Genomic DNA, 17,845 nt, shown 5'->3' with positions numbered 1-17,845 from the left:
ATGAGCGAAGAAATCAAGAAGAACAATTATTCAGCAGATAGTATTCAGGCATTAGAAGGAATGGAGCACGTAAGAATGCGTCCTTCGATGTATATTGGAGATGTAGGGGTTCGAGGACTGCATCATTTGGTTTATGAGGTTGTTGATAACTCTATTGATGAGGCCATGGGAGGACATTGTGATACCATTGGTGTTGCAATAAACGAAGACGGTTCTGTAACAGTTGAAGATAACGGACGTGGTATTCCAGTTGATTTACATAAAAAAGAAGGTGTTTCTGCACTTGAGGTAGTAATGACTAAAATTGGAGCCGGAGGTAAATTTGACAAAGATTCATATAAAGTTTCCGGAGGTTTACACGGTGTAGGGGTTTCTGTTGTAAATGCCCTGTCTGTTCACATGAAATCTACTGTTTTTAGAGACGGTAAAATCTACGAGCAAGAATACGAAAGAGGTAAATCAATGTATCCGGTAAAACAAATCGGAGAAACAGATAAAAGAGGTACACGTCAGACTTTTTACCCGGACGATACTATTTTTACACAAACTATAGAATTCTCTTATGATACTTTGTCAGCTCGTATGCGTGAGCTTTCATTTTTGAATAAAGGAATCACAATTACGTTTACAGACAAAAGAGAAGTAGACGAAAAGGGCGAGTTTAAAAGCGAAGTATTTCACTCAGACGAAGGTCTTAAAGAATACATTCGTTATTTAGATGGTAACCGTGAGCCTATTATTTCTCACGTAATCAGCATGGATCACGAAAAAGGTGAAATCCCTGTAGAAGTTGCTTTGATCTATAATACAAGTTACACAGAGAATATTTTCTCTTATGTAAATAACATTAACACACACGAAGGAGGAACGCATTTACAAGGTTTTAGAAGTGGTTTGACAAGAACCCTTAAAAAATACGCAGATGCATCCGGAATGTTGGATAAATTGAAATTCGAAATTGCAGGAGATGATTTCCGTGAAGGATTAACAGCTATTATTTCTGTAAAAGTTGCAGAACCACAATTCGAAGGTCAGACAAAAACAAAGCTTGGAAACAGAGAAGTAGTTTCTCCGGTTTCTCAGGCAGTTGGAGAAATGTTGGAGAATTATTTGGAAGAAAATCCAAATGATGCCCGTATCATCATCCAAAAAGTAATCTTAGCAGCTCAGGCACGTCACGCAGCCAAAAAGGCACGTGAAATGGTACAGCGTAAAACTGTTATGGGTGGCGGTGGATTGCCAGGAAAATTATCAGATTGCTCTGAGCAGGATCCGGCAAGATGTGAGGTTTATCTAGTCGAGGGAGATTCGGCTGGTGGAACAGCAAAACAAGGTCGTGACCGTAACTTTCAGGCTATTTTACCATTACGTGGTAAGATTCTGAATGTTGAAAAAGCAATGCACCATAAAGTATTTGAAAACGAAGAGATTCGTAATATTTTTACCGCTTTAGGGGTTACTGTAGGTACCGCAGAAGACAGTAAAGCATTGAATCTTGAAAAATTAAGATACCACAAAGTAATCATCATGTGTGATGCCGATGTCGATGGTAGTCACATTTCTACCTTAATATTAACGTTCTTCTTCCGTTTCATGAAAGAACTAATCGAAGAAGGTCACGTTTATATTGCAGCTCCGCCTTTATACCTTGTTAAAAAAGGAAATAAAAAAGAATATGCGTGGAATGATGTTCAACGCGATCAAGCCAACGAAAGAATGGGAGGAAGTGCCGCTATTCAACGTTATAAAGGTCTTGGAGAGATGAACGCAGAGCAATTATGGGAAACAACAATGGATCCTAGCTTCAGAACATTACGTCAGGTAACTATTGACAGCTTAGCAGAAGCAGATAGAGTTTTCTCTATGTTAATGGGTGATGAAGTACCACCACGTAGAGAGTTTATTGAGAAAAATGCAGTTTACGCTAATATCGACGCGTAAAAAAATAAAACCAATTCGTTTAATTGTTTAAATTTATACAATTAAACGAATTGTTCGTTTATCAAACAAACAAAATTAACTAATAACCGAATAAAAGTAAAAAATATGAAAGTTACTATTGTAGGAGCAGGAAATGTTGGAGCTACATGCGCGGATGTTATTTCTTATAGAGGAATTGCAAGTGAAGTAGTATTGTTAGATATTAAAGAAGGTTTTGCAGAAGGAAAAGCATTGGACATCATGCAATGTGCTACAAATACTGGTTTTAATACAAAAGTATCAGGCGTAACCAATGATTATTCTAAAACTGCAGGAAGTGATGTTGTTGTTATTACATCAGGTATTCCAAGAAAACCGGGAATGACTCGTGAAGAGTTAATCGGTATTAATGCAGGAATTGTAAAAACAGTTGCAGAAAACGTATTAAAATATTCTCCGGACACTATTATTGTTGTGGTTTCAAATCCAATGGATACCATGACTTACTTAGCATTGAAATCTACAGGATTGCCTAAAAACAGAATTATTGGTATGGGTGGAGCGTTAGACAGTTCTCGTTTCAGAACTTATTTGTCTTTAGCTTTAGATAAACCTGCAAATGATATCTCTGCAATGGTAATTGGAGGTCATGGTGATACTACAATGATTCCACTAACACGTTTAGCGTCTTACAACGGAATTCCGGTAACAGAATTTCTTTCAGAAGAAGTGTTGCAAAAAGTAGCTGCAGATACTATGGTAGGTGGAGCAACTCTTACAGGTCTTTTAGGAACTTCAGCTTGGTATGCACCGGGAGCTTCTGTTGCTTATTTAGTAGACAGTATCTTAAATGATCAAAAGAAAATGATTGCTTGTTCTGTTTTTGTTGAAGGAGAATATGGTCAGCAGGATATCTGTATAGGAGTGCCTTGTATTATAGGTAAAAATGGAGTAGAAGAAATTTTAGATATTCAGTTAAACGACCAGGAAAAGGCGTTATTTGCTAAAAGTGCAGATGCGGTTAGAGGTATGAATGATGCTCTAAAATCAATTTTAGTATAAAGATCTTCGGAAAAAAAGGAAAAGACTGTACTTTTTTAGTCTTTTTTTTGAGATTAATTAATAAATAAATTGGTTAATCTTTTCGTTAATTATATATTTGCTCGATTTAAAAAAAATCCAGTAATTCGTGATCTAGTTTTTTGTTTTAAAAAAATCATGTCAGGGCTTATTTTATCGGACTTTAAAACAAAAACAAATAATAAAACTTAATTAATTTTTAGTAATAATGCAGAATAAAGGACTTATTAAATTTTTCGCAATTCTATTTGCATTGGTAAGTATTTACCAACTTTCGTTCACTTACGTGGCAAGCAATGTCAAAAGTGAAGCTAAAGCTTTTGCAGGAGATAATCCTGACAAAGAATTAAAATATTTAGATTCTATTGGTAAAGAAAAAGTGCTGAATCTTGGATTTACGAATTTTACTTATAACGAAGTAAAAAATAAGCAAATCAACAAAGGTCTTGACTTAGAAGGAGGAATCAACGTTATTCTTCAAATTTCTATCAAAGACGTTTTAAAAGGATTAGCAAACAATTCTAAAAACCCGATTTTTAATAAATCATTAGCTGATGCGAATGCAAATTTAGAAGGAAATAAAACATATCTTGATAAATTTTTTGAAGCTTTTGACGCAAACTCAAACGGAACAGTAAAATTAGCATCTCCTGAAATTTTTGCAAACAGAAATTTACAGGGAGAAGGTGGTATTGCTTTCGAAATGAGTGATGCACAAGCACAAAAAGTAATTAGAAAGAAAGTTGATGAGTCTATCGAAAGTGCTTATAAAGTATTAAGAGAGCGTATCGATAAATTTGGTGTAACACAACCAAATATTCAAAAATTAGGTACTACAGGAAGAATCTTAGTGGAGCTTCCAGGTGCAAAAGATGTTGATAGAATTAAAAAATTATTAGGTGGAAAAGCTCAATTAGAGTTTTGGGAAACTTATAAAATTGAAGAAGTTGGAAACTTTTTAGTTGCTGCAAATGAGGCTTTAAAGAAAACTGAAATCAAAGCACCTGAGACTAAAACAGTTGCTAAAGATTCATTGAATGCTTTATTAACTGATGCTACTAAAGATTCTACTGAAGCTAAAAAAGGAAACAACCCATTATTTGACAAAATTTTAAGTCAAGGTGGTGGACCGGTTTTAGGTTATTTTGCTCCAAAAGATACAGCTGTTATCAATGGATACTTAAAAAGACCGGAAATCAGAATTTTATTAGCTGCTGACCAACACAATGCAAAATTCCTTTGGAGTAAACCAACAACATTGAAAGATGCTAAAGGAAAAGAAATTGAAGCAGTTGAATTATATGCTATAAAAGGAAACAGAGACAATGTACCGGCTATGAATGGTGGTCTTGTTACTGATGCAAAAGATACTTTTGACCAAATGGGTAAACCAGCTGTTTCTATGCAAATGAACAGTCAAGGTGCTAAAGTTTGGGAAGAATTAACAGGAAGAGCTTTTAATCAAAAAAGTTATATCGCTATTGTTTTAGATAATATCGTTTATTCTGCTCCTGGTGTTACTAGTGGACCAATTGCTGGAGGAAGATCTGAAATTACAGGTTCTTTTGACGTAGCAGAAACTAAAGATTTAGCTAACATCTTAAATGCAGGTAAATTACCGGCATCAGCAGATATTATTCAATCAACAGTTGTAGGACCATCTTTAGGTCAGGCTGCGATTGATGCAGGAACAATCTCTTCTGTATTAGGATTTTTATTAGTTTGTTTATGGATGGTATTCTATTATGGTAAAGCAGGTTGGTATGCTAACTTAGCTTTGTTATTAAACTTACTTTTCTTATTCGGAATTATGGCAAGTTTTGGTTTTGTATTAACATTACCAGGTATTGCAGGTATCGTACTTACATTAGGTACAGCGGTAGATGCGAACATCATTATATTTGAGAGAGCAAAAGAAGAATTGCGTGAAGGTAAAACATTATCTGAAGCAGTTGCTGCATCTTACGGATGGCACGGAGCAATGCGTTCTATCATTGATGCCAACGTAACACACGTTTTAACTGGAGCGATCTTATTTATTTTTGGAACAGGACCAATTAAAGGTTTTGCTTTAACATTACTTATTGGTATCGTAACGTCTATGTTTACGTCTATCTTTATCGCTAGAATTTTTATTGATAGAAATATTGCAGGAAAAGCAGATTTAACTTTCTCTACAAATATTACTAAAAACTGGTTTACTAATTTCCACTATGACTTTATTAAAGTTAAGAAATTCACTTATATCTTCTCTTCTATTGTAACAGTAGTAAGTTTAACTTCTATCTTCTTCATTAATGGATTAGACGAAGGTGTTGATTTTGTTGGAGGAAGAACATTCCAGATTAAATTTGAAAAACCAGTTGATGCAAGTGTAGTTTCTGATGAATTATCTACAGCTTTCGGAACTCCGGTTGAAGCAAAAATTTTAGGAGATGATGATCAGTTGAAAATCACGACTAAATATAAAATTAAAGAAGATGGTATTGCGATTGATGAAGAAGTGAATCAAAAGTTATACAATGCATTACAAAAATATTACCCAAATACGACTTACGATAAATTTATCAACTCGTACAACGGTAAAAAAGTTGGAGTTTTACAACAATCAAAAGTAGGAGCTTCTATTTCTGAGGATATTAAAACTAACTCATATTGGGCAGTTTTAGGTGCAATGGCAGCAATTTTCTTATACTTAATGGTTTCTTTCCGTAAATGGCAATATTCATTAGGTGCGATTGCAGCAGTAGCGCATGACGTTGTGTTCGTATTAGGAATCTACTCTTTATGTTATAAATTCATGCCTTTCCACATGGAAATGGATCAGCACTTTATTGCTGCGATTCTTACCGTAATTGGATACTCAATGAATGATACCGTAATTGTATTTGACAGGGTTAGAGAGTTTATCATCGGAAACCGTAAAGGTAGTTTCGAAGATGTAGTAAATGCTTCTATTAATACAACATTATCAAGAACATTGAATACATCTTTAATGATGATCATTGTATTGTTAACAATGTTCATCTTTGGTGGAGAATCTATTAGAGGATTTATCTTTGCTATGTTAATTGGTATCGTTGTAGGAACATATTCTTCATTATTTATCGCAACACCAGTATTGGTTGATACGATCTCAAATGAAGAGAAACATACAATTGAAGAAAAACACAACGCATAATAATACACAAGTATTTATTGCAGAGGTTATATAAAAAAAGATCCAACGAAAGTTGGATCTTTTTTTTGTTCTATATTTAAGTAATGTAAAGTAATAGGTTATGTATAAAAAAATATGGATTATTTTTTTAGTAGTATTGTGTTGGAGTATGACAGCACAAGAAAAACAAAATAGATTCGCTGTTGGTCTTAATTATGGTTTTGGAAGTGAATTCAATAATAGAAATTATACTTTTGAGAATCACTTTTACAAGGCTCAAATTCAGTATTTATTAAAGAAGACAAAGCATTTTCAATATGAAATTTTAGTTCAGCCGGAAGTGAATTTTGGAAAACATCAGTTATTGAATTTTTATTTTGTTAAGCCTGACACACCTAATTTCGAAGAAAAAAGAGCTGAGTATACACAACTGAAGGAAGTACATGAATATGTCTTAAATCTAGGTTTTCTCTTTAGAAAACCGATAAACCAAGTATTGTCGGTGTATGTTTTAGTAAGTGTTGGTCCAATGATTAATGATACAGAAACTGAAAGAATATCAGAAGGATTTGCATTTGCAGATGTTGCAGCGTTGGGACTTTCTTTTAAAGTACAAAAATTGCAGTTAGATGTTCGTCCCAGTATACGCCATGTTTCTAATGCGGGACTGGGAAGTGCTAACGCAGGTTATAATACAAGAAATATCGAGTTTGGTGTTCTGTATTCGTTGTAATTATTTCTTGATTCCTTTCGAAGATTAAATGCTGTTTTTTTTTTTTTTTTTTTTTTTTTGACATTTTTAAAGACCTAACAGGTTTTTAAAACCTGTTAGGTCTGAAAAAGTTGTAAAGAGCTATCAATTTAACTGACAACTTAAATTCATTATAAAAAAAATGCCCGATATCGCTAAAATATCGGGCATTGGTATATTGAAACCTTTTGTTTAAGATACTGCTAATGGATTTCTTTGGGCTCTAATGATAAAGAAAAGACCAATAATAACAAATGGTATGCTTAACCATTGTCCTGTCGAGAATAAGCCTAATTCGCTTTCAAAACCACCTTGGCTTTCTTTTACAAACTCTACTACAAAACGAACCATGAATAAAAGGACTAAAAACAATCCGAATAAATAACCAGATTTAAGTCTCGCATTTGTTTTCCAGTATAGAAAAAACAAAATAGCAAATACAAAAATATAGCTGAACCCTTCATACAATTGAGTTGGGTGTTTAGCAGGAACCTGAGCCAGTAAATCGGCAAATTTAGGATCTGTAGCAATTGCTGTATAAGCATCTTTTGGATTCGGGATTTGTGTTGCATTCACAGCTTCATTTTTGCTAAACTGATCGTGTAAAAAACGAATACCAAAAGGAGAAGTTGTTTCGTGACCAATAATCTCAGAATTGAAAAAATTTCCTAAACGAACAAATATAGCGCCACTCGCAACCGGAATTACGACACGGTCTAAAATCCATAATAAAGAACGTTTTAAGATTTTTTTGCTGTAGTAATACATCGCAACGATGATTGATATTGCCGCACCATGACTTGCTAAGCCTTGAAAACCTGTGAATTCAAATTCTGGTGAGAATCTAAATGGTAAAAATATTTCAAGTAAATGATTTCTGAAATATTCCCAATCATAAAACAAAACATGACCTAATCGAGCGCCAATTAAAGTTGCTAAAACAGTCCATACAAATAATGAATCTAATTTTTCCAGTGATTCACCTTCACGTTCAAAAATCTTTTTCATTATAAACCATCCTAATCCAAAGGCGATTACGAACATTAAACTGTAAAAGCGAATCATAAAAAATCCCAGGTTGATTCCTTCTGAAGGATTCCAAATGATATTTAAGGCGTGTGTCATATTTGAATTGTTTTTGTGTGTTGTAAAAATAAATATTTATAACAAAGAGTATCTTTATTTAAAGTTAATGTTTGTGCTCACATTTTTTTTCAGGTACAGGATCATAGCCCGTTCTGCCCCAAGGATTACAGCTCAGAATTCGCTTTATTCCTAAATAGCTACCATAAAATAAACCATGTGTTTGTAACGCCTGAATCATATAGGTAGAACACGTTGGCTCAAACCTGCAACTCGCCGGTGTAAAAGGAGATATCGCAGATTGATAAAAACGAACTAATAAAACAAATGGCGTAATTGGTTTCATGTTATTTTAAGTGTTCAGTGTTCAGATTTTTAGTGGTCAGTCATTTTTTAGTGATCAGTGTTCAGATTTTTAGTACTCAGTTGCGATAATTAATTAGTTTTTAATTGTTTGAAAATCATAATAGTAAAAACTGATTACTAAATACTAAGCGCACAGTTAAACTGAACACTGATCACTAAGCGAAGCTCACTGATCACTTAAGCAAAGCTTATTGAATGCTAAAAGCAGTACCTTCTTTTCCGTCTTTTAATTGAATACCTAAAGCGATCAATTGATCACGTATCTGATCTGAAAGCGCAAAGTTTTTGTCAGCTCTGGCTTGATTTCTCATTCCGATTAGCATGTTTACTACACCTTCTAATTTATCGTTATTGCTGTCTGCTGCTTTCTCATCATTTAAACCTAATACATCAAAAACAAAAGCATTAATAGCTGTCGAAAATGAATTTAGATCTTCAGCAGAGATTGTTTCTTTACCTTCTTTTAATAAGTTGATATAACGAACAGCTTCAAACAACTGAGCAATTAAAATAGGAGTATTGAAATCGTCATTCATCGCGTCGTAGCACAATTGTTTCCATGAACTGAAATCAATTGAACTTGTCGAACTTGTTGCAAGACTTGGTAAAGCCTCAACCGCTTCCATTAATCTTTTGTATCCTTTTTCTGCAGCTACAATGGCATCATCAGAAAAATCTAAGATACTTCTGTAATGTGCCTGTAACATAAAGAATCGTGTTACCGATGCAGAAAATGCCTTACTAAGAATGTTATTATCACCACTCAAAATTTCTCCCGGTAAAATATTATTTCCGGTAGATTTTGCCATTTTCTTTCCGTTTAAAGTCAGCATATTGGCGTGCATCCAGTAATTTACCGGAGATTGTCCTGTACAAGCTTCGTTTTGAGCAATTTCACATTCGTGGTGTGGGAATTTTAAATCCATTCCGCCACCGTGAATATCAAAGTGATTTCCCAAATATTTAGTACTCATAGCAGTACATTCTAAATGCCAACCCGGAAAACCATCACTCCAGGGCGAAGGCCATCTCATGATATGTTCCGGTTCTGCTTTTTTCCAAAGCGCAAAATCCTGTGGGTTTCTTTTATCCGATTGACCATCAAGATCACGTGTGTTAGCCAGCATATCTTCGATATTGCGTCCGCTTAAAACACCGTAATTATTGGTTTCATTATATTTTACAACATCAAAATATACTGATCCGTTAGCTTCGTAACCAATTCCGGTATTGATGATCTTTTTGATGATTTCAATTTGTTCGATGATATGTCCTGTAGCAGTTGGCTCAATGCTTGGCGGCAAAAAGTTAAAGGCCTTAAGGATATCATGAAAATCTACCGTATAGCGTTGTACAACCTCCATTGGTTCCAGTTGTTCCAAACGTGCTTTTTTGGCAATTTTATCTTCACCTTCATCAACATCATCCACAATGTGACCAACATCGGTAATGTTACGTACATAACGTACTTTGTAATCAAGATGTAAAAAGTATCTGAATATTACGTCAAAAGACATAAATGTTCTCACATTTCCTAAATGTACATTACTATAAACCGTTGGTCCACAAACATACATTCCAACATTTCCCTCATGAATAGGATTGAAATTTTCTTTTTCACCCGAAAGTGAATTGTATATTTTTAGATGTTGACTTGTATATAAAGGCATATTTATTTTTTGCTGTTTAATCGTTAAATTGTTTAATCGTTGAATTGTTTAAACGTTTTATGATTTTTAAACTAATTATTTTATTGTTGTGAAAGATAGAATTTTTTTAGACTATTTATCTGATTGCAAATCTTTTCAATTTTCTCACGAGATTCTTTGTAATCAACATCAGAGATGTAATTTAAATCTTTTGAAATAATTAAATGATTTAAAGTTTCCATTGCCGATGAATACGATATTGTTAAAAAATGAGCTCTATCGTTCTTTGTGTTTCTCGAAGTTCCTTCTGCAATATTGGTAGCAATTGATACAGAACTTCTTTTTATTTGAGAGGTCAGACCGAACAATTCATTTGATGGAAATTTACTAGTTAATTTATAAATTTCCAAAATAAAAATTCTGGAGTTTTGCCAAACCTCTAACTTTTCAAATGAAAAGGTGTACATTCTTTTTTTATTTAATTGTTGATTTGTTTAATCGCTTAACCGAAAATTAAAAGTAGCGATCAACCGATTAAACAAATTAACGATTTACCGATTAAACTAGAACTGCGTTTCCAATTTAATATAATCTAAAAACTCTCTTTTTGTTTGAGGGTCTTTGAATTTTCCACCAAATTCAGAAGTTACAGTGCTGCTTTCGATATCTTTAATTCCTCTTGAGTTTACACAAAGGTGTTTTGCATCGATTACGCAGGCTACGTCTTCCGTTCCTAGAGCTTTTTGTAATTCTTGAACAATTTGCATGGTTAGACGCTCTTGAACCTGAGGTCTTTTTGCATAGTACTCTACAATTCGGTTCATTTTAGAAAGACCAATTACTCTTCCGCTGGAAATGTAAGCAACATGTGCTCTTCCTATAATTGGCAATAAATGATGTTCGCAGGTAGAATAAACGGTAATGTTTTTTTCAACTAACATTTCACCGTATTTGTAATTGTTGTCAAAAGTAGAAGCTTTTGGCTGTTTTGCAGGATTAAGACCTCCAAAAATTTCTTTAACAAACATTTTTGCTACTCTGTTTGGAGTACCTTTTATGCTGTCGTCAGTCAAATCCATTCCAAGAGTTTGCAGAATGCTTTCGACATCTTTTTTTATTTTTTCAATTTTTTCTTCATCACTCAAATCAAAAGCGTCCTCTCTTACAGGGTTTTTCGCATTGCTGCTGAAATGATTGTCACCTATCTCGTCTAAAAAATCTTCGTTATTTATCATTAAAAACTACTATTAATATGGGTATAATCTTTTTAAGGCGGTAAAGATAATTAATAAATAGGAAACCTTTTCTATCGTTTTTACTATTTAATCGCTACTTTTTAGATATAATTTAAATTCAAACAATAATGCCTGTTTTTTTAAATACAAAAGGCAATAACCTTTTGGTTATTGCCTCTGCAGGTTTTCTATTATTCTTGGTTTATTATTTTTTTGTATTGTAAACTTTTAATGCTTCTTTTAAAACATTTACAGCTTTGACAAGGTCTTTTTGGTTGAGTACATACGCAATTCGAACCTGATTTAAACCCATTCCCGGAGTAGAATAAAATCCTGCTGCAGGAGCAATCATAACCGTTTCTCCATTTAGATCGTAGCTTTCTAAAAGCCATTGTGCAAAATAATCGGCATTGTCTATCGGTAATTGTGCGATACAATAAAAAGCACCTTTAGGTTTGGTAACAATTACACCATCAATTTTATTTAATTCGGTTATGAGCGTATCGCGTCGGCTTTTGTATTCTGTAATAACCTCATCAAAATAACTTTGAGGCGTATCTATAGCAGCTTCACACGCAATTTGGTCAATTGTTGGCGGACTCAGACGTGCTTGGGCAAATTTCATTACAGTAGACAGAACATCTTTGTTTTTAGTAACCAAACAGCCAATTCGTGCACCACACATGCTATAACGTTTAGAAACAGAATCTACCATAATAACATTCTGTTGTACATCGTCAAGATTCATTACAGAAAAATGAACATCATCAGAATCATATAAAAATTCACGATACACCTCATCTGCAATCAGGTATAAATCATGTTTTTTAATTAATCCTGCCAATTGTTTAATTTCGGCTTCAGAGTATAAATATCCTGTTGGATTACCTGGATTACAGATTAGAATAGCTTTAGTTTTTGGCGTAATCAATTTTTTGACAGTATCTATACTAGGTAAAGCAAATCCCGTTTCGAGAGTCGAAATCACAGGAACAACAGTTGCACTTGTAGAAGAAGCAAAAGCATGGTAATTAGCATAAAATGGTTCAGGAATAATGATTTCATCTCCCGGATCCGTAATTGTGGCCAGCGCAAACAGTAAGGCTTCAGAGCCACCAGTTGTTACGATGATGTCTTCTGGGTTTACATTTACATTTTGACGCTGGTAAAACTTAGCTAATTTTTTTCTATAACTTTCATATCCGGCAGACGGACTGTATTCAATAATAGTTAAATCAATATTTTTTACCGCCTCGATGGCCACTTCGGGTGTCTTGATATCCGGTTGACCAATGTTTAAGTGATACACTTTGGTTCCTTTTTGCTTTGCAGCATCTGCAAAAGGAGCAAGTTTACGTATCGGTGATTCGGGCATGTTTCTGCCTTTGCTTGAAATTGTTGGCATAATCTTAATTATTGAAGTGCAAATTTGCATTTTTTTTTCGAATTTAACGTAAACAATGCAGTGACTTGTAAAAATCTAACAATTATCAGTATTTTTATTAATTTTATATTAAAATAATAGCAATGAAAAAATATATTGTGTTGTTTTTTGGGCTTTTGATATCTTTTTCACTTCAAGCCCAAAGCGACTTTTTGCTTGAAAATCAAAAATCGAAGGTTACAATTCCTTTTAAACTGATAAACAATCTTGTATTTATCCCGATAAAAGTAAATGGTGTCGAATTAAACTTCTTACTGGATTCCGGTGTAGAGGAAACAATACTATTTAGTATGGAAGACAAGCAGGAGGTAAGTTTTAATAATGTAGAAAAAATAAAACTGCGTGGTTTAGGAAGTGAGGAAGAAATAGAAGGACTAAAATCGACAAACAATGTATTAGAAAGTCATGGCCTTAAATCAACAAGTCATTTGCTGTACATTATTCTGGATCAAAGTTTCAATCTGTCCTCTCAAATTGGAATTCCGGTTAACGGTATTATCGGACATCGGTTTTTTAAAAATAATCTGGTAGAAATCAATTACCAGAGAAAAAAGCTTGTTGTACATGCGAATAATGAAAAAACCAGAAGTAAGATCAGTAAAAAATTTACATCAGTTCCTATCACAATAGAAAGATCAAAACCGTATGTGTATACCACTGCAATAGTAGATAATGTTGCTATACCAGCTAAATTGCTAATTGATATTGGTAATAGCGATGCCTTTTGGGTTTTCGAAAATGATAAAATAAAATTGCCGAAAAAGAATTTTCCGGATTTTTTAGGCAAAGGCTTTAGTGGTGATATCGAAGGACATCGGGCCAAAATTGCAAAATTCTCAATTGCTAATTTTGAGTTTAAAAATTCAATTGTGTCTTTTCCGGATTCTACTTCTATTCGAAATGTAAAGATGGTTCCAGACCGTATAGGCTCAGTTGGTGGAGAAATTCTAAAACGCTTTACACTAGTTTTAGATTACGCAGACCGTAAAATGTACCTGAAAAAGAACAGTAAATTTTCAGAACCTTTTACCTATAATAAAAGCGGAATTACAGTTCAGCACAAAGGATTGCAGTGGGTACAAGAAACCGTTCGTCTGCAAACGGTGAAGGTTGCAACGACCATGAATGATGTAAACCCCGACAGTAAAAAAGATGATAATTTTAGATACAAGTTTTCACTAAAGCCAGTATATGAAATTGTAAACATCCGAAAAAACTCTGCTGCTGAAAAATGCGGTTTGCAAAGAGGAGATATCATTGTTAGTGTCAATAAAATATTGCCTTACAAATATTCGCTCCAGCAAATTAATGCCATTTTAAAGTCCGACGATCACCCTTGGATCACCCTTGAAATCGAGAGAAAAAGCTTATTACTTAAGTTTAGGCTTAAATTAGAAGACGAATTGTAGTATGTTTTAATTGCAAATTACAGATTTACAGTTTCTTATAAATTTTTTTTGATTATCAAAATAAGCTTTAATTAATAAGAAAATTAAGTTTTTTTGATTAGTGACATTATTTTTTACTATGTTTAACGAAAATTTAATCCATGGTCAAAAAATACATTAATTTCTTACATTTTGTATTGTTTTTTATTTTTTTATCAATTTTACCTTCAAAAGCCTTTGCACAATGTGCAGGTAATAATGGAAGCGTCGTAATATGTAACATTTCAGATCCGGTAAACCGATCAGTGTCGTTGTTTTCTTATTTAACTGGTACACCAACAGCGGGAGGAACCTGGACTGATACTAATAATTCCAGAGGCCTTGATCCTGCAACTGGAATACTGGATGCACAAGCAATCCGACAAGGAGGAACTTACCAATATACTTATACCGTAACAAGCGTTCCAGGCTGTGTAAATAATACGGCAACGGTAACCGTTACTATTGGAGCATATCCGGGAGTTCCGGCTCCTTTTGCTACTGCATGTGATAAAGATGTTGTTTTTAATCTTTTTACTGCTTTTAATAGTACTGTAATGGGGCCCCATAATAATGGTATATGGAGAGATAGTGCTGGAGGAATAGTTTCGTCATCGCTTCCTATTACCGGAATGAAAGGTGATTTTGTTTATACCTATACTGTACCTACTATAGCGGCTTGTCCAACAAATCCAGCAACCATATCAATAACTTTAAGTGTTTTTGAAGCACCGGATGCAGGAACTACAACCGATTTGGTGCTGTGCGGAAGTGATGGTTTGACAGGATATACCAATTATGATTTAAATAATTTAATTTCAGGGCAAGACCCTACAGGTGAATGGAGTGGTGATGGAATAACTTCAGGCAACGACCACAATGTCGATCTTCAGGATATATTCAATACAAAAGGTCCGGGAGATTACGTTTATACCTATACAGCTTTTTCTGTTCCAGGTAATAATATTTGTCCTGATGACATGAAAAGTTTAGTTATTACCCTTGAGAAAAAACTTGATTTTACAGGCGCAACACTTGTGGTTGATTCTGATATATGCGAAAACGAAATTCCAACAGCAACTTATGCTGCAAGACTAACCCAAGGAGCAGAAGCTATTCCTAATGGTCAATATGAGATTACGTATGCTGTTTCCGGACCTAATTCAGGTTCACAAACTGTAACGGCAAATTTTGTAAACGGGGTTGTTAATTTTCCGGTTTCCTCAATTTATTTTAGGCAAGTGGGTAATTTTATTATAAATATTACCAGAATTGTAGCCGTTGCAAGTAAAAAATCTTGTACAAATGTGGTCAATAACTTATCAGATGATATTACGATTTATGCATTGCCAAAATTAGATGGCGCGGTATTAAGATTAAGTCCGGTTTGCCAGAGCAAAGATGCAGTTGCACAACTTACGAATGCTTCACAATTAACAAATGGTAACTATACTGTTTATTATACTATCGGCGGCGCTAATAATGTATCAGGACAATCGGCAACAATTAGTGTAATTGGCGGAAATTCGAGTTTTACCGTTCCGGGAATTTTTAATTCTAATAGTGGAACCTCAACAATACGAATTACCCGAATTGTAAATAACACAACAAATTGTTCTAATGCTGCAAATGTGAGTGGAGACTTAATTATCTATCCTTTACCAAATGCTTCAACAGTTCTGGTATCGGTAACTGATGTTTGTATAACAGAACCGGTTGTGGCTACCATTTCCGGTTTAGGAACTTTGACAAGTGCAACACTTTTCTATACGTTATCAGATAGTAATACTTCAGGATTGCAATCCGTTGTGTTAACGGTTTCAAACGGCAGTGCTGATTTTATTATTCCTCCAGCGTTAGTTTCACAAAGTGGAAATACCCAAATTTCGTTAAGCAATCTGGTCAATAACACCACCAATTGTAATGTTATTTTGCCCAGTATATCAGATCAGTTTTTAGTTAGTAGAATTCCTGTTGCACCTACAGTAAACGGTAGTCGCGTTTTTTGTAAGGTTGAAGGCGCCACTATTGCAGATTTAGAACCACAAGGAACTCAATATAAATGGTATAACAGTACAACAGCTACAACACCATTGGAAGATACGTATGTATTGCAATCAGAGAATTATTATTTAAGAGAAATTTCAGTATTAGGATGTACTTCCAGTGCTGCAACGGTTATGGTAACAGTAAATGATACGCCTGCTCCAACACTGAACTCAGATGGGCAAAACTTTTGTGGATTAGAAACACCCAGAATAGCCGATTTATCCAGCAGAACCAATGCCTTCGCCAGTGTAGTATGGTATGATGCTCCAAACAACGGAAATTTACTGACATCGACTACATTGCTTACAGATAAAACAACGTATTATGGAGTCGATTTCTCGACTGTAACCAGTTGTATTTCGGATAATATTTTAGAAGTAACAGTTTCATTGTATGATTGTGATACTTCGCAATATGCCTTTTTTATTCCTGACGGATTTTCGCCAAATGGAGACGGAGTAAACGATACCTTCACGATTCCAGATATTAATTTTTTATATCCGGATTATACCCTTGAAATTTTCAACAGATATGGAAATGTAATGTTTAAAGGAAATAGAAACAAACCGGATTGGGACGGAAAAAACTCCGAATCAGTGGCGATTGGTGACGGAATAGCACCAAACGGAGTCTATTTTTATATTGTCAATTTTAATAAAGATAATAGACGACCTCAACAGGGGCGCCTTTATTTAAATCGATAGTAGGTTACTCATTATTTAATATAATTTTCAAATGAAAAAAATAATACTTTTTATATCTTTTCTCCTTCTTACCGTTTCTGTTTCTGCACAGCAGGATCCGGAGTACACACATTATATGTATAATATGAGTGTTGTAAATCCAGCCTATGCAACCGGAACACCGGCAATGCTAAATTTAGGCGGATTGTACAGAACACAATGGGCGGGAGCTGTAGGTGCACCCAAAACATTTACTTTTTTTGGACACACCTCATTAAGCGATAAAATAGAAGTTGGTTTGTCATTAATCTCAGATGATATTGGTGACGGAGCCAAAAAAGAAAATAATGTCTATGCTGATTTCGCTTATATCGTAGATTTAGGCGGGCAAAACAAACTTTCGTTCGGAATAAAAGCAGGATTTACTTCTTTGCAGACCAATTTTAATGGATTTGTTTTACAAAGCGGAAATGTTGCTACAGATTTGGCTTTCGCCGAAAATATAAATGTAACCAGACCTAATATTGGTGTAGGAGCCTACTATTTTAGAGATAATTTCTACGTTGGATTATCAGCGCCTAATCTTTTGAGCTCAAAACATATTGAAGAAAAATCAGGAATCAATGCTTATGGATCCGAGGCAATACATGCGTTCCTGACCGCAGGATATGTCTTCAAGGTGAATGATATGTTTAAAGTAAAACCTGCATTCATGTCTAAAATTGTTCCCGGATCAGCAGTTTCTGTTGATGTAACGGCGAATGTTTTGTACAATGACAAGTTTGAGTTAGGAGTAGCATATCGTGTAAGTGATGCTTTCAGTGGCCTAATGAGTATAAACGTTACACCATCAATGCGTGTAGGTTACGCATACGATCATACGCTTTCGAATTTAGGACAGTTTAATTCCGGTACACACGAAATTATGCTGTTATTCAATTTAGATTTGTTGGGTAAAGGATTTGATAAATCACCAAGATTTTTTTAAGATGAAAAAT

Annotated in this window: 13 protein-coding genes; 7 read left to right on the top strand and 6 right to left on the bottom strand. The window is 34.3% G+C overall.

Features of this window, described 5'->3' with window-relative positions; genetic code table 11:
- From gyrB to B0A66_RS02185, 4 genes are all read left to right on the top strand, one after another.
- Nucleotides 1–1,941: a DNA topoisomerase (ATP-hydrolyzing) subunit B gene (gyrB, locus tag B0A66_RS02200; protein ID WP_089048217.1), complete on the top strand. Its 1,941-nt coding sequence runs from the start codon at nucleotides 1–3 to the stop codon at nucleotides 1,939–1,941.
- Between the two features lie 105 nt (nucleotides 1,942–2,046).
- Nucleotides 2,047–2,982: a malate dehydrogenase gene (mdh, locus tag B0A66_RS02195; protein WP_089048216.1), complete on the top strand. Its 936-nt coding sequence runs from the start codon at nucleotides 2,047–2,049 to the stop codon at nucleotides 2,980–2,982.
- A gap of 226 nt (nucleotides 2,983–3,208) precedes the next feature.
- Nucleotides 3,209–6,181 carry a protein translocase subunit SecDF gene (secDF, locus tag B0A66_RS02190; protein ID WP_089048215.1) on the top strand — a complete coding sequence of 991 codons (2,973 nt, stop codon included), beginning with the start codon at nucleotides 3,209–3,211 and terminating at the stop codon, nucleotides 6,179–6,181.
- 100 nt (nucleotides 6,182–6,281) lie between these two features.
- Nucleotides 6,282–6,893, top strand: coding sequence for an acyloxyacyl hydrolase (locus B0A66_RS02185; RefSeq protein WP_089048214.1), 612 nt, complete (start codon nucleotides 6,282–6,284; stop codon nucleotides 6,891–6,893).
- 210 nt (nucleotides 6,894–7,103) lie between these two features.
- Here B0A66_RS02185 and lgt read toward each other — a convergent pair whose 3' ends face one another.
- From lgt to B0A66_RS02155, 6 genes are all read right to left on the bottom strand, one after another.
- Nucleotides 7,104–8,036 carry a prolipoprotein diacylglyceryl transferase gene (gene lgt / locus B0A66_RS02180; protein WP_089048213.1) on the bottom strand — a complete coding sequence of 311 codons (933 nt, stop codon included), beginning with the start codon at nucleotides 8,034–8,036 and terminating at the stop codon, nucleotides 7,104–7,106.
- A 64-nt stretch (nucleotides 8,037–8,100) separates the two neighbouring features.
- Entirely contained in the window at nucleotides 8,101–8,340 is a 240-nt protein-coding gene (gene yidD, locus B0A66_RS02175) for a membrane protein insertion efficiency factor YidD (protein ID WP_089048212.1), read from the bottom strand.
- A gap of 208 nt (nucleotides 8,341–8,548) precedes the next feature.
- Nucleotides 8,549–10,030, bottom strand: coding sequence for a cysteine--tRNA ligase (gene cysS / locus B0A66_RS02170; protein ID WP_089048211.1), 1,482 nt, complete (start codon nucleotides 10,028–10,030; stop codon nucleotides 8,549–8,551).
- 80 nt (nucleotides 10,031–10,110) lie between these two features.
- Nucleotides 10,111–10,476, bottom strand: coding sequence for a four helix bundle protein (locus B0A66_RS02165; RefSeq protein WP_089048210.1), 366 nt, complete (start codon nucleotides 10,474–10,476; stop codon nucleotides 10,111–10,113).
- Between the two features lie 96 nt (nucleotides 10,477–10,572).
- Complete coding sequence (gene folE / locus B0A66_RS02160; protein WP_089048209.1) at nucleotides 10,573–11,244, bottom strand: GTP cyclohydrolase I FolE; 672 nt, start codon at nucleotides 11,242–11,244, stop codon at nucleotides 10,573–10,575.
- A gap of 205 nt (nucleotides 11,245–11,449) precedes the next feature.
- Nucleotides 11,450–12,649 carry a pyridoxal phosphate-dependent aminotransferase gene (locus B0A66_RS02155; RefSeq protein WP_089048208.1) on the bottom strand — a complete coding sequence of 400 codons (1,200 nt, stop codon included), beginning with the start codon at nucleotides 12,647–12,649 and terminating at the stop codon, nucleotides 11,450–11,452.
- Nucleotides 12,650–12,771: 122 nt separating this feature from the next.
- On the opposite strand from B0A66_RS02155, the gene B0A66_RS02150 reads away from it, so the two are divergent.
- From B0A66_RS02150 to B0A66_RS02140, 3 genes are all read left to right on the top strand, one after another.
- Complete coding sequence (locus B0A66_RS02150) at nucleotides 12,772–14,097, top strand: PDZ domain-containing protein (protein ID WP_089048207.1); 1,326 nt, start codon at nucleotides 12,772–12,774, stop codon at nucleotides 14,095–14,097.
- 140 nt (nucleotides 14,098–14,237) lie between these two features.
- Complete coding sequence (locus B0A66_RS02145; RefSeq protein ID WP_089048206.1) at nucleotides 14,238–16,868, top strand: gliding motility-associated C-terminal domain-containing protein; 2,631 nt, start codon at nucleotides 14,238–14,240, stop codon at nucleotides 16,866–16,868.
- 31 nt (nucleotides 16,869–16,899) lie between these two features.
- A complete protein-coding gene (locus tag B0A66_RS02140) occupies nucleotides 16,900–17,835 on the top strand; it encodes a PorP/SprF family type IX secretion system membrane protein (protein WP_089048205.1) in 936 nt (311 codons plus the stop codon).
- Nucleotides 17,836–17,845 lie beyond the last annotated feature (10 nt).

This window comes from Flavobacterium hercynium, assembly GCF_002217285.1.
Taxonomy (GTDB): Bacteria; Bacteroidota; Bacteroidia; order Flavobacteriales; family Flavobacteriaceae; genus Flavobacterium; species Flavobacterium hercynium.
This window is presented reverse-complemented; position numbering and strand designations above follow the sequence as displayed.